This window comes from Desulfosporosinus sp. FKA (genome assembly GCF_002196785.1).
Lineage (GTDB): Bacteria > Bacillota > Desulfitobacteriia > Desulfitobacteriales > Desulfitobacteriaceae > Desulfosporosinus > Desulfosporosinus acididurans.
The window spans coordinates 233068-247652 of record NZ_NAHZ01000033.1; the positions used below are offsets into that span (position 1 = coordinate 233068).

Consider the following 14585-nt stretch of genomic DNA (forward strand, 5'->3'; position numbering starts at 1 on the left):
CTTCTTCAAATAAATAAAAATAAATGTAAAGAGGAGAAATGGCAATGAAAAAATGGAAAACTATTTTGGGGCTAGGTGTTCTGACAGTGGGTCTTGTTTCTGGATGCGGTACTGCTTCTAACAATGGTTCAGGCGACAAAACAGCTGCTCAAGCAAAATCAGGCGATTATACCATTGGTTTCGCTGTCTCCACGACCAATAATCCGTTTTTTGTAGCTATGGAAAATGGAGTTAAACAGGAAGCTGAGAAAGAAAACGTAAAAGTTATTATCGATAATGGTAATAATGACGCTGCTACTCAATTGAACCAAGTTCAAGACTTAATTCAGCAAAAAGTAAGTGCTATTATTCTTAACCCAACCGATAGTCAAGGTTTGTCCAGCGCAGTTGCTGCTGCTAATAAAGCGAACATCCCTGTTATAACCTTGGATCGTAGTGTAAATTCCGGTAAAGTATCCTGTTTCATTGCCTCCGACAGCGTTCAGGCAGGAAAAATGGCTGCTGACGAGATTATAAAAGCTCTGAATGGCCAGGGCAAGGTCGTTGAGCTTCAAGGGATCATTGGAACTTCAGCTGAACGGGACAGAGAGCAAGGGTTTGACCAAGAAATTGCGACAGCAAAGGGAATTCAAATTGTTGCTAAACAATCGGCTAATTTTGACCGCAGTAAAGCGTTAAACGTTATGCAAAATATTCTTCAGGCTAATCCCGATGTTAAAGGGGTCTTCGCCCAAAATGATGAGATGGCTCTAGGCGCCTCGAAAGCAATTCAACAAAGCAATAAAACAGGGATTGCGATTGTCGGTATTGATGGTGAACAAGAAGCGGTCAATAACGTTCAACAAGGACTTTTCTATGCTGACATTGCTCAACAGCCAGCTGAAGAAGGAGTATTAGGAGTTCAGAACGCTATGAAACTGGTCAAGGGCAATTCCGTTTCGGCGACTGTCAGCTCACCTCTGAAACTTGTTGAAAAAGGAACATCATTTAAAGGTTTTTAAGCTGATCAGATGCTTTTATTTCAGTAATATAAATTAGTCGAGGGAGTAATCATTCCTTTGAAACTGTTTCTTGGTTATGTCTTAAGGGAGGTGAAGCAGGATGATGCGTTCCATGACAGTGATCGGCAGCCTTAACATGGATATTGTCAATCGCGTTGAAAAAGCGCCTTTGCCGGGCCAGACTATTAAAGCTATCGAAACGAGCTATATTCCGGGCGGGAAGGGCGCAAATCAGGCAGTAGCTGCAGCTCGTGCGGGAGCTAAAGTCGAAATGATCGGGGCAGTAGGCGTGGACGCTTATGGAGAAATTCTCTTAGAAAACCTGCGATCCTCGGGTGTCGGAACAGATGGAGTGCTTGTCAAGCAGGATATTTCAACGGGACTGGCTTTCATTACCGTCGATGGACTAGGGGAAAATCGTATTATTATTTCTCCTGGGGCCAACGGAGCGTTAGATCCGAAGGATATTGACGAGGCGGGCAAGTCGCTGGACGAGCCAGACCTAATCATTCTTCAGAATGAGATACCCTATCCAACCCTAGCCTATGTATTCGAATACTTTGCAGCGAAAGGAAAGTATATTATATACAACCCTGCGCCTGCATTTGTGCCGCCAGAGAATATCTATCACATGGTTAATTTATTAATTCTTAACGAAACAGAGGCGGCTGTATTAACTGGAGTTAAAACTGAGAGTATTGAGGAAGTGCACTCTGCCGGCAAAATCTTAGTGGCAAAAGGGTGTCGGGAAATCATTGTAACCTTAGGTGCCAAGGGATTATTTTATATGAGCAGTGAAGGAACAACGATGTATCAACCGGCGTTCAAGGTTAAAGCGCTGGATACAACGGCAGCCGGTGATACTTTTGTAGGGGCCTACGCTGCCGCTATTGCTGAGGGCAAGCCCCTTCAGGCTGCTTTGCATTTTGCTTCAGCAGCATCGGCTCTTGCTGTAACTAGAAAAGGCGCCCAAACTTCGATCCCGCAACGGGCGGAAATCAATGCTTTTTTAGCTCAAGATGAGCGCTAAACTTACCGGGAATGTGAACTGTAAACTAGTAATACTCTAATTTATTTTTCTCAAAAAAGAGCTGTGTGATTTCACACAGCTCTTTTTTGAGAAAAATAAATTTCCATTTCATCCTCTTCGAGCCAAAAATGCATATGAGGGTTCTTGAAGGAGAGTTGACAAGAGGTTACTTAATAGTGATAAATATGATTGATTGATAAGATAGGTATATGCTATAGACACAAGGGTCTGAGGAGTGGTACGATTTAGCTGAGGGAAACAGTAATAGGTAATCAATTTCTTAGGATATTGTCTCTTGAAAAGGATATGGCAGATAAAGATAGGGAAAATTGTGAATGTTAGTACTTTATCAAGCAAAGGAGGTTATTCTATATGACAAAGTGTGATCAATTAATTCAGAGATTTACGTTAAAAGGTCAAGATGATGGCGTCAGAAACTTAAGAGGAGAAGAGCTGAAATCGTATCAATTAATATATGATGATTTAATTAAACGACTCATTGCTACCGGTGCGGAAGTCCCTCAGGATATGGAGATACAAGTAATCAATAAAATTGTTACCCCTGATGATGATAATGTAACTCCGCTGGGATTGGTTAATGTAAGTTTGGACTATCTGACGAAAATACTAACGTTTGCCCAAGGTCAAGGAATCCAATGGCAGGTCGAAATTAAAGAGTGTACTGATACCCATTTTAAGGAATTATCCTATTTTAAGATCACGGTCGCATGTGACAAAGAATTTTTCGTAACTATGGCCAAAGAGGCCGGATTTAGGTATCCCAAGATAACCCGTCATCGAACAGCCTAATTAACTAAACATTAAATCGCCGCCGAAATTCTGCTTGAAGTCAAGAAGGAAAGTTTGCCTTAGACGCAACAATGGCCGGCATCAATAATACCGCAGAGATTACCGTCACACGGAAAATATTGAACGGTAAACCTGACAAGGTAATACTAAAGGAAATTGAAGATGAGAGAATCGACATGGTAATCATGGGGAAATGCGGATATGGAGCCATCACAGATTGTTTGCTAGGCAGTGTTAGTCAACGTGTTCTCTATGGCGCAAAATGTTCAGTTTTAATTGTCGAATGAACTCGTTCAGTTAAAGCTGAACCTCGGGGCTATTTCGATAGCAGTTATAAACTACAAATTAGTGCATAAAGTTATAGGAACCCTTCTTATTCTTTAGCTCCCCAAATGCTGCTTGGGGAGCTTTTTTAACGTTTTCAGAAGAGAACTTGAGAAATGCCAATGGGACTAGTGATAAGATAAATTATCAAATTGTTCATAAGCATATATGATGGTGAAGATACTGATTTTCTATAGACTTATACAGTCCACAGTGCTAATCTGAATTTGTAATAAATAGTGATAATTCAAAGAGAGAAAGGATGATTGATTTGTTGAGGATTAGTACTAATTCAATCTCTAACGTTATTAACAAAATTCAGAGTGAAAGGGGAGGAACATGATTTAGAAAGAGTTTCGTTAGCGTCCTGATTGGGTTTTTGAATTTTACCTTCTATAACTAATAATCGATACTAGATAAAACAGTCATAAAGACTGCTAAAAAATGTGACTTCGGTATCATCGTTGGAATTTAAAGTATGTACAGCTAAGAGATTGTAGAAGTAAAAAATGATTTATTAAAAATAATGAAAAACTCTTAGATTAATAGTGAAAAATTTCACTTTACTTTACTGTGCTTATTGAAAGGTGGGAGTTGTATGCCTTCAATGACTAAATGGGTTCCGATTATTGAAACGTTTAAAGGATATAAAAAAGGGGATCTCAAGCATGACATTATAGGTGCCTTAACTGTTGTAGTTGTTGGTCTTCCTCAGTATATGGCTTATGCTCTAATTGCGGGCGTCAATCCGATTTACGGTCTCTATACCGGGATCATTGCGGCGATTATAGGTTCCGCCTTTGGCTGTTCTAACCAACTGATTACAGGACCGACGAATGCGATTTGTTTACTCACTGCAAGCGCTATGATACGCTTTATGCATCTCCCTAATGCTTATCAAATGCTTTTCCTAATGACCTTTATGGTTGGCGTTTTGCAGGTTCTTTATGGAGTAGTTCGACTCGGTAAAGTGATTGATTTTGTTTCCCACACCGTCTTGGTAGGGTTTACAGCCGGAGCAGGAACGATCATTGCTCTGGGACAATTAAATACATTTCTGGGGATATCGATTAAAAACTCTTCAGCAATGTCTACGCTGGAAAAAGTATATTATATTATCACTCATCTAAATAAAACGAATCCCTATGTTTTAGGTATCGGCCTGATGACTATTATAATTGTGCTGATATGCAAAAAGATCAGTAAAAATCTTCCGGGAGCTTTAATTGGGATTATTCTGCCAATCTTTTTTATCATTATGTTTGATCTGGAAAAGAAAGGCGTCAAACTTACAGGTAATATTCCTTCCGGCTTTCCTCCCTTTACCATGGTTCATTTTAGCCTTGCCTCAGTCAAAGATATGCTGAGCGGAGCGTTTGCCATCTCCATCATTGGTTTAGTTGAAGCAATATCTATTTCTAAATCAATTGCCACGAAAACCCGGCAAAAAATTGATTCCAATCAAGAATTTATAGGGCAGGGTTTATCAAATATCATAGGGGCTTTCTTCCAGTGCCTTCCTGCTTCGGGTTCATTTTCCCGTTCCGCCATTAACTATATTAACGGGGGAGCCAGCAGATTAGCCGGAATTCTTTCCGGTGTGTTTGTAGCCATTGTTCTCATGCTGTTTGCACCCTATGCGAAATATATACCAAGTGCAGGTTTGGCAGGGGTCCTGATTTATACAGGGTATGGTTTGATTGACAAAGAAGAAATAAAGAAAGTCGTGAAAGCAGGTATATTCTCTTCCGATTCCATTGCCATGTGGGTAACCTGTATCTTAGTTATTGTGCTGCCAAACTTGGATTATGCAATTTATTCAGGGATTGCTCTATCCATTGCCTTATATCTGAAGGATACCAACAAAGCACCGCTTAAGCTTTTGATTCCAGCACAGAGTGATGGATCCCAGGTGATTCTCGAAGAAGTGAAAACCGTTGAAGAAAAGGTTGACGTTTTGGTAATTCAACTTGAAGGAAATCTTTATTTCGGGGGAGCAACCGATTTAGGAGATAAACTAGAAAGCTTGGTTGATAAATCCAAAGTGTTTATTCTCAGAATGAATCATGTAACCACCGTTGACTTAACGTCACTGACAGCTTTGAAGGTCTTTGTCAGGAATGTGCGGGAAAATAACGGAACTTTGATAATTAGTGGTGTTCAACCGGATCTTGCAGCCTTGTTTAAAAAGTCAAACTTTGATACTGACATTGGCCCAGAAAATATCTTTATGTCCGAAAATGAAGTCTTTGCTTCAACCTCAAATGCCTTAGTAAGGGCAAGAGCTGCACTTAACTTTTAAATTTGGACGATTTGAGAAAGCAAATTTAAAGGTGAGAATGTCACCATGATATTCTCACCTTCCAGGAAATTGATATGACCGAAATGTTATAAAACATTTTATTTGTGGGGTTAGGAGAGGGTAACTATGGTCATGGAAATATTGACTAGCGTATTTGCTTGTTCGCTTTGTCAGACCAGGTATAATCGGCAGGAAGACGCCGAAAAATGCGAACTCCTTTGTGCAAAATTACTCAAATCGCCTGAACTATCTGTATTAAATCTCACTTCCAGGGCCTATAATATTCTCAAAAATGCCGGAATAGATACTATTGACGATGTTCAAAAAACAACAGATGATTATTTGTTAAATCTAAAAGGGTTTGGCCCCGCCTGCCTGGAGGATTTACACTATAAAATGACATTATTTGAAGAAGAAAATGCGTTGCAAAATAAATTAAGGGAGTAAGGGAAAAAGTAATAACAAATTGCCCTTCAAAGTTAATCTAAGCACAGGCCGATTATTTGCCTGTGTTTTTTGCGTATAAAATCCAATGCCAATCGTATTAATGCTTTTGGCATTAAATTATGTGACCATAGGGACTTCTTTGGAACTTTATTTTGGACTATAATTTTAATTGTTATTTTCGCAGTTTTCCGATCTGAATGATGTATGGACGCACTCTCTAAAATTCTGCCTATTTGCTTATGAGGAAATGTATGAAAGGGGAAACTATGCAGCAAGATTCTTCAACTTTTAATGGTAATATTGTAACGGACGAAAGTAGTTGTCAGGGGTGTAATAAATGTGTTCGGGAATGTCCCGTCGATGCTAATATTGTCTACGTTAAGAATGATAAGGTTAAGGCAAAAATAAACTACGAACGATGTATTGAATGTGGTAAATGCATCTCAACATGTGATCATGGTGCACGTTCTTATCTTGATGATACTGAACGCTTCTTTAATGATCTAAAACATGGGAAGAAGATTACTGTATTGGCAGCGCCGTCGATCAGAGTTAACTTTCCTGATTTTAAAAGATTATTCGGTTTTTTGATTAAAAATGGTGTCAATATAATCTATGACGTCTCCTTTGGAGCAGATATTACGACATGGGCATATCTAAGAACTATAGAACAGAAGAACTTACACACAGTGATTGCTCAACCTTGTCCTGTGATAGTTAACTACATTGAGAAACTAAAACCAGAATTATTATCCCAACTTTCTCCAATTCATAGTCCAATGCTTTGCTCAGCAACTTATGTGAAAAAGTATTTAAAAGATAACTCGGAATTAGCAATGTTGTCTCCTTGTATAGCAAAAAAGGGGGAATTTAGCTCCACACAAAATATAATAGGATACAATGTAACGTTTAAAAAACTGAAGGAATATCTGGAAAATAACAAGATTAACCTCAAAGATTACAACGAGGTCGATTTTTCTGATCTAGCCTGTTCTTTGGGATGCCTTTATAGCAGACCAGGGGGGCTAAGAGAAAACGTTGAGGCTTTTGTTCCCAATGCTTGGGTGAGACAAGTGGAAGGACCAGATACCGCCTATGGTTATTTGGAAATTTATAATGATCGTGTTAAAGAAAATAAGCCTGTACCTCTTCTCGTTGATATATTAAATTGTCAGCATGGCTGTAATATCGGCACAGCTTCAATAATCAAGGATAATCAACTAGACGATATAGATTTTAGTTTTAATGCCATGAAAACTAGGAAAATGAAGGAAGAAGAAAAACAGGGATTTAAAAAATCTATAAAGCGTATGGAATGGTTAAACGATTATTTTAATAGAACTCTAAAATTAGAAGATTTCGTACGTGTATATAATACTGCCAAAAAAGCGAGAGACTTATCGGAACCAACAGAGCCTGAGTATGATCAATTATTTAAGTCCATGCACAAAGAAGATGTCGAATCTCGTACAATTAATTGTGTTGCCTGTGGTTATTCGACATGTAAAGAAATGGCGAAGGCAATCCACAACGGATTAAGCGTTCCAAGTAATTGTGTTAACTATTCTAAAGGGGAATTAATTAATTTAAACCGTAAGAACTCCGAGATATTAACTCAACTTCAGGACTTGAGCGCTGAAAGACTGGAATACAGTAAAAAACTTGAAAATGATGTTGTTAATATTAAGGCTTCTTTAAACGAAATAGCAGCTGAAAATGAGAACGGTGTGAAAAACATCCAAAACATTATGTCCAGGGTATCTAATAATACCGAAATAGCTTCAACTTTACGACAAGATGTTGAAGAAATGAATGATAAATTAAATAATTTTGTCAATTCGTCGAATTTAATTGAAGGTATAGCAAGTCAGACCAATCTCTTGGCTCTTAATGCTGCAATTGAAGCCGCACGTGCGGGAGATCAAGGCAGAGGCTTTGCAGTAGTGGCTCAGGAAGTAAGAAAATTAGCTGAAAGGTCTAACGAAGTCGTGAAATCAACAATCAATGATGAGAAGCTGATGGTGGATTTAATCGGAGGTATTGCCAATATATCCGTGACATTAGACCACGAAATGATTGAAATAAGTAATCAAGTTGAGAAAATTTCAATGTCACTTGAAAACTTAACTGCGAAGAGTCAGGATATTCTAGCATTTGTTGAAGATATTTCGACTCATTAATTTGGAGATCTGATCATTTAGGGAGCAGCAGTGACAAAAACTGTTGCTCTTTTTCTTTTGCGCTAGGCTTAGTGATCCGGGCAAAATAAGTGCAAGCACTTGCTTGCATAGACAGCTTTGGTTTGGTACAATAAACACGCAAGTGCTTGCACGCATAATATCAATAGGTGGTGGTTATAAAATGGAGACGATAGAGACTGGTAATTTAACTGATAATACTCTGAGTATCAGAATTATTGAAGCAGCTAAACAACTTTTTGTGGATCATGGCTTTAAAGGTACGACTACGAAAATGATCGCCAAAGAAGCTAATGTCAATGAAGCAACTCTATTTAGGCACTTTAAAAATAAAGAGGGGATTTTCTTAGCGATAACCAAAGATCTCACTAAACACAGCAATTCAAAACTTGAGAGCATCATAGAAAGTGACATTCCCTTAGAAGAAATGCTTTTTCAATTTGGAATGGAATTGTATAGGAGGATCGTTCAAAGTAAGGGTGTATTGATTGTGGCAATAATTGAGTCCAAGCAGAGATCAGAGCTCGTTGAAAATGTTACAAGCACGTTTAAATCGATCGTTGAAATTTTGGAGAGAAAATTAGTTAGGTTACATAATGAACAGAAACTTGAGAAAAATGACTTTTTTACAGTTTCTTTGATGTATGTGGAATCTTTAATTGGTCTTTTTATTGTCCAGACTCGATTGAAAGGCGACCTTATACCGATGGAAATTGAACGATTATGCAGAAGCGCTTCCAAAGTTTTAGTCAACGGCTTACAAAATTAAGAGGCCTAAAGAATAGTTGGGTTTCGAACACGATAAGCAGATAAAAATCAGGGGACGGTAATCATTTTGCTAAGAGATAACTCGAGGGGGATTAGGGGATGAAACAAAGAGTTTTACTTATTTTCTCATTGCTATTGGCATTTTTACTCGTTAGTGGATGTGGAACAAATAGTGATAGCAATAAATCTGATACTAAAACCTATCCTGTCAAGACAGTACAGGTAAAGGAAGAGAACTATCCGGTTTCGCTGGAGTATCAGGGGATTACCGGCGAGAGTGAGGTAAGAAAGCTATCCTTTAAAAGTTCTGCCAAAATTGCCAAAATTTACGTTGCGAAAGGACAGCATGTTACCAAAGGCGAGCCCCTGGTTGATCTTGACAAAACAGACTTAAATTATGCAATGCAAGCTGCTCAGTCCCAAATGAATGCAGCAGCCGCTCAATATAACAAAGCCGTAAATGGTGCCCAGCAAGAAGATATTAATAAGGCCGAGATAGCGGTGAAAAATGCGCAGGATAATTATAATTATTATAAGGATTTGTATGATAAAAATGTTACCTTATATAATAGTTCAGCGATTTCCAAACAGGCTTTGGATGGTTCAAAGCTGCAACTTGACAGCAGCGAAGCTGCTCTGAACAGTGCGCAGCAGACTTTGCAGCAGCTTCGAGATGGATCTAGAGATGAAGACAAAGAAGCACTTTTAGCTCAGTTGAATGCAGCGACTGCTGATTATAATTCCAAAATGGACTTAGTACAGGATGCCTCAATGGTTTCGGATCTGGATGGTTATGTGGTCGATGTTCTCTGTAAAGAAGGCGAATTACAGCCAGCCGGAAATCCCGTTATTTTAATGAGAAGCGATGATCAAGTCATTACTGTCGGATTATCAGATAAGGATGTTAAGAAAATTAAAGTTGGTATGAAAGCAAAGATAACTATAGATAATCAGAGTGTTGATGGCGAAATCAGCAATATTGTGCAAATGGCGGATCAGCAATCAGGGACGTTTAGTACTGAAATTAAGCTTTTAAATCCTATCGACAACGATCAATTTTATATCGGTGAAAGTGTAAAAGTATACATAGAGACAGGGGAACAGAGATCGATTTTGATTCCCATCAGCTGCATTCTAAATGACGGTGAAGATTACGTATATGTTATAGAGAATGGCCGAGCCGTTCGAAAAAATATAACCTTAGGCGATGCGCATGAGGATAAAGTTTCAGTAGAAGGTTTAAAAGCCGGAGATAAACTTGTTATTGAGGGAATGAAGAATATTAAAGCGGGTTATCAAGTTTCGGAAAAGTGAGGTGAACAATATTGAGACTGATTAAAGCAGCCATTGAGAATAAAAAAATAGTCTTATTTCTAGTAGCTTTAGTTATTATCGCAGGGTTTTATAGTTATTATATAGTTCCTAAGCAAGAAAGCCCGGACGTTTCCTCTCCTGCTGCTATGATTACCACGATTTATCCCGGAGCTTCTCCAAGTGATATAGAAACACTTGTCACTAAGAAAATAGAGGACAAAGTTGAGGAAATTGATGGCTATGATTATGCCGAATCATATTCCAAGAATAGTGCTTCTATCGTTATCGTCTATTTGAACAATGATGCCGATAAAGATAAAGCCTGGAGAGACCTAAGAGATAAAATTAAAGATTTAAAATCGGAGCTCCCTGATGGATGTCAAGATAGTACGATTGATACGAACCTTACAGAGACAGCGGGGATGATTTTAAGTATCTCAGGTAAGAACTATTCTTATGAGCAACTGGGTGATTATGCCGATGATATTAAGAAAGAATTGAGCAATGTTGACGGTATTTCCAGATTTGATGTCAAGGGAAAGCAAGATAAGCAAGTAATCGTTGACGTCGATTGGACTCAAATCAATAAATATAACGTGTCCTTAGACGACGTATGTAAGGTACTAAAAGCTCAAAATATTAATATTCCATCCGGATCTTTGAATTTGAAAACAGGGAAGATCAAGGTTGAAACGCCGGGGACATTTACTTCCCTGCAAGATATCCAAAATACAATAATAGGGGTTTCACCGACTACCGGAGAAACCTTAAGAATCAAAGATATTGCAAAAGTATACATGGATTATGATCAGGATTCGAGTCTTAAATTTAGAGATAACGGTGCTAATGCGGTATTGCTGGCAGGATATTTCCAAGACAATAAAAATATTGTCCTGATTGGTGATAACATTAGTAAAAAATTAGATGCTCTAAAGAAACAACTGCCAAATGACTTGACGATTGACGAGGTAACGTTTCAGCCTAAAGACGTCAGTGATTCCGTTTCCTTTTTCATGAAGAATCTTCGCGAAGGAATAATTCTGGTTATTATCACTGTACTCATTGGAATGAGTCTTCGCAATGCCATGGTGGTTTCTGCGGTTATCCCAATATCTATATCCATGTCCTTTCTTGCGATGTATATCCTGGGGATTAAAGTTCAGCAAATGTCTACCACGGCCCTTATCATAGCTCTGGGAATCCTGGTCGATGATGCAATTGTAATCGGTGACGTTGTCCAAGTAGGTATTGATAAAGGGCTATCTGGAAATGAGGCAGCATTTCAAGGCATAAAGCGACTATTTGTGCCGGTATTTACATCCACGTTAATTATCGTGGGTGCCTTTGCTCCGCTGCTCACGATCCCAGGGGCTGTTGGGGAATTTCTAAGGACCTTGCCTCAGGTTGTTATGATCTGTGTGACTTGTTCGTATATTTCCGCCTTACTTGTAACGCCTGCCATGTCTTCTCTATTTTTTAGAAAAAGTAAAACTCTTACTAAAGAAAGCATTGTCCGTAAAATGTTCCGTAAACTTTTAAGCTATGGACTAAAGCATAAACTGAGGATTGTTGTCGTAGCCTTAGGAATTTTCTTAGCCGCTCTTGGCCTAATGAAAACCTTAGGAATGCAGTTTTTCCCTTATGTAGATAAGAATATCCTGTATATCGATGTTTCCAATGAGAAGGTTGAAGATATTGACAGTACAGCAAATTTGGTCAAACAAGTCGAAAATGTCCTTAAAGCTCAGAAAGAAGTGACAGGATATACCTCTGCCATAGGCGGCGGTATGCCAAAATTTTATATAACCTTAGCTTCAGTAGCAGCTTCCAAAGATACAGCACAAATAATGGTACGAATCGATCTGAACAAAACAAATCGGTTCCAAACAAGGCAGGAGCTTGCTGAGCATCTACAAAGTATATTGGACAGCAAACTTAGTCAAGGGACAGCTACAGTAAAACAATTAGAACAAGCTCAGCCAATAGGGGCCCCTATACGCTTGAGGCTTACTGGAGATGATTTGGAGAAACTATACTCTGCTTCCGCAAAGATTCAGCAGAAGTTGTTAAATATACCTGGAACTATGAACGTTAGAGATGATGCGGCGCAGAAATCCTATGAATATGAGGTCAATATTGATGTGGCCAAAGCTTCACAGCTCGGGTTGCTTAAATCGGATATTCTTGAGCAAATTAACATTGCCCTAAATGGTTACAGCGGCTCAGTTTACAGAAAAAACGGCAGTGAGTTTGACATTTTAGTAAAAACTAATATTTCCTCAGTAAAAGATCTTGAAAACTTGCAAATTAAATCCAGTGTTACAGATAATAAGGTTCTCTTAGCCCAGGTGGCATCCATAAAACTTACTCCTGAGCTAGATCAAATTAAACACTACAAAAAGGAAAAAACGGTGACAGTGTACAGTGATGTTAAAACTGGATACAATTCGGTTAATATCGAAAATGCGTTAAGTCAGCAGATTGCTGCCATGGATTTGAATGGTGTCAATGTTCTCTATGACGGAGAAAAAAATCAAATCGAGAAGAACTTCACCAGTCTCGCCTTGGCAGGAGTTTTAACGATTCTAATAATTTACGTTTTACTATTTATTCAATTTAAATCCTTTGTCCAGCCTTTAATCATTATGTGTTCTCTGCCATTATCCTTAATAGGAGTTGTTATTGGACTCATGGTCTTTAGAATGCCGCTATCCTTAACAGCCGTAATGGGAATTATAAGCCTTATTGGGGTAGTCATTAGAAACGCGATCCTGCTTATTGAATATATTAACGGCGGGAGGGAAGAGGGGCTATCGATTGATGAAGCTTGTATGTATGCTGTTAGTCAAAGATTTCGTCCGATTATATTAAGTTCTACGGCAACCATCACCGGGCTTATACCTCTTGCCTTATCTAAAAGCGCGTTATTTGGACCGATGTCGGTAACGATCATGTTTGGACTCTTGACAGCGACCTTCCTGACCTTTATCGTGATACCGGTTATTTATTCTTTAGTAAACTCTAAATTAGAGCAAAGAGCTTTTCAAGGACATATGGCCAAATTTTAAATCTTTTGTCCCCCTTTTGTCATTTTTGTCATTCTTGAATATAACGATGATAACTAATCACTGATGGTCTGTGAAAGAAGAACTGTCAAATGTCAAATTATGTTTTAGGGTGAATATACTATACAAGATTCGTTTACCCTTTTAATAACATAAAAGGAGCATTCCGATGGTGAAATTACTTATGTTTGATTTCGACGGCACTCTGGTTGATTCTCAAAATATTTCTGTCAACATTTACAATCAACTCGCTGACAAATATCATGTAAGGAAAATCAAGAGTTTCGATTCAATTAAAAGGCTTCCTCTGCACGAACGATTTAGGACCCTTAATTTTCCGATTTACAAACTCCCGCTCTTTGCTGCTGATTTTGCTAAACAGTACAAACATTCTTTGGAAAGTATTGCTTTGGTTACAGGTATGAGAGAAATTTTAATTGAGCTGAAGAAAAAAGGATATGAATTAGCGATAGTTTCTTCAAACTCTGAGAGTAACATCCGAGATTTTTTGGGTAAAAAACAACTTAATGTCTTTGAAACTATTATTAATTCTCATAATATCTTGGGTAAGGACAAGGTGATTAAAAAATTATTAATCTCCAAAAAGTTAGAACCGTCAGAAGTAATTTATATCGGAGATGAAATAAGAGATGTAAGTTCCTGTAAAAAGCTGGACATTAAGATTATTTGGGCCAACTGGGGATATGATTTGCTAGAGATGTTACAAGGTGAACAACCAGATTATATCGCCTATTTCCCAGAGGACATTTTGTCTATAATGGACTTACAGTAAAGGGAAATCCCGGAATGTCATAATCTTTCTCTTACCAACACTGGTCCCTCGTTATAACATAGTGAACTCGTTCAGCTAAAGCTGAACATCGAGACTTCGGTGGGGGACTCTACCCTCACCGAAGCAGAGTACGGGGGACCCACTCCCACTTAAAGAAGTGGGAGTCTTACGATTGGATAAATCAATATATATTATCTGTTGGAAGATTGTTAGAAGTCGCTAACTGTGAGCGGCTTCTAACAATCTTCGTGTTTATGTTAAAAATCAGTTTATATTTGCAACCATAACAAGAGTAGTCAAGAAGAATATGAAGGTACATATTATACTCACCGAGATTATGGCCTTTTTTCGATCATCTTGGTCTTCTTTGGCGTTATAGTTGTTCGATGTCTTTAAATAGATGACAGCAGCAGTAGTTCCTCTTATGGCGGTATTGAAATTACCATTTAATTTTTTGTTTCCATTATGAAGTGTATAACACCTTCCGCTCATTAGCCTCTCTCCTTTTTACGTGATTATGTAATGGCACCTTA

At 38.3% G+C, this 14585-nt stretch carries 12 protein-coding genes; 11 read left to right on the forward strand and 1 reads right to left on the reverse strand.

Going from position 1 to position 14585, the window contains the following annotated elements; translation table 11 throughout:
• Positions 1 to 44 precede the first annotated feature (44 nt).
• From B5771_RS20410 to B5771_RS20460, 11 genes are all read left to right on the forward strand, one after another.
• Positions 45 to 1001 (forward strand): substrate-binding domain-containing protein, encoded by a 957-nt coding sequence (locus tag B5771_RS20410; RefSeq protein WP_088189170.1) that lies wholly within the window; start codon positions 45 to 47, stop codon positions 999 to 1001.
• Between the two features lie 100 nt (positions 1002 to 1101).
• Positions 1102 to 2031, forward strand: coding sequence for a ribokinase (gene rbsK / locus B5771_RS20415; protein ID WP_207652723.1), 930 nt, complete (start codon positions 1102 to 1104; stop codon positions 2029 to 2031).
• Positions 2032 to 2403: 372 nt separating this feature from the next.
• On the forward strand, positions 2404 to 2841 hold the full coding sequence (locus B5771_RS20420; RefSeq protein ID WP_088189171.1) for a hypothetical protein: 438 nt from the start codon (positions 2404 to 2406) through the stop codon (positions 2839 to 2841).
• Positions 2842 to 2912: 71 nt separating this feature from the next.
• On the forward strand, positions 2913 to 3128 hold the full coding sequence (locus B5771_RS20425; RefSeq protein WP_088189172.1) for a universal stress protein: 216 nt from the start codon (positions 2913 to 2915) through the stop codon (positions 3126 to 3128).
• A gap of 635 nt (positions 3129 to 3763) precedes the next feature.
• Positions 3764 to 5467, forward strand: coding sequence for a SulP family inorganic anion transporter (locus B5771_RS20430; protein WP_088189173.1), 1704 nt, complete (start codon positions 3764 to 3766; stop codon positions 5465 to 5467).
• 126 nt (positions 5468 to 5593) lie between these two features.
• Complete coding sequence (locus tag B5771_RS20435) at positions 5594 to 5914, forward strand: DNA-directed RNA polymerase subunit alpha C-terminal domain-containing protein (RefSeq protein ID WP_088189174.1); 321 nt, start codon at positions 5594 to 5596, stop codon at positions 5912 to 5914.
• A gap of 251 nt (positions 5915 to 6165) precedes the next feature.
• Complete coding sequence (locus B5771_RS20440; RefSeq protein WP_242966913.1) at positions 6166 to 8094, forward strand: [Fe-Fe] hydrogenase large subunit C-terminal domain-containing protein; 1929 nt, start codon at positions 6166 to 6168, stop codon at positions 8092 to 8094.
• Between the two features lie 181 nt (positions 8095 to 8275).
• Positions 8276 to 8881 (forward strand): TetR/AcrR family transcriptional regulator, encoded by a 606-nt coding sequence (locus B5771_RS20445; protein WP_088189175.1) that lies wholly within the window; start codon positions 8276 to 8278, stop codon positions 8879 to 8881.
• Positions 8882 to 8979: 98 nt separating this feature from the next.
• Complete coding sequence (locus B5771_RS20450; protein WP_088189176.1) at positions 8980 to 10194, forward strand: efflux RND transporter periplasmic adaptor subunit; 1215 nt, start codon at positions 8980 to 8982, stop codon at positions 10192 to 10194.
• Positions 10195 to 10205: 11 nt separating this feature from the next.
• Positions 10206 to 13262, forward strand: coding sequence for an efflux RND transporter permease subunit (locus tag B5771_RS20455; RefSeq protein ID WP_088189177.1), 3057 nt, complete (start codon positions 10206 to 10208; stop codon positions 13260 to 13262).
• A 166-nt stretch (positions 13263 to 13428) separates the two neighbouring features.
• Positions 13429 to 14052: an HAD-IA family hydrolase gene (locus B5771_RS20460; RefSeq protein ID WP_088189178.1), complete on the forward strand. Its 624-nt coding sequence runs from the start codon at positions 13429 to 13431 to the stop codon at positions 14050 to 14052.
• Positions 14053 to 14316: 264 nt separating this feature from the next.
• On the opposite strand, the gene B5771_RS20465 is transcribed toward B5771_RS20460, so the two are convergent.
• The gene (locus B5771_RS20465) at positions 14317 to 14544 is read right to left on the reverse strand and encodes a hypothetical protein (protein ID WP_088189179.1); all 228 of its coding nucleotides are present in this window, start codon (positions 14542 to 14544) and stop codon (positions 14317 to 14319) included.
• Between the last annotated feature and the right edge of the window lie 41 nt (positions 14545 to 14585).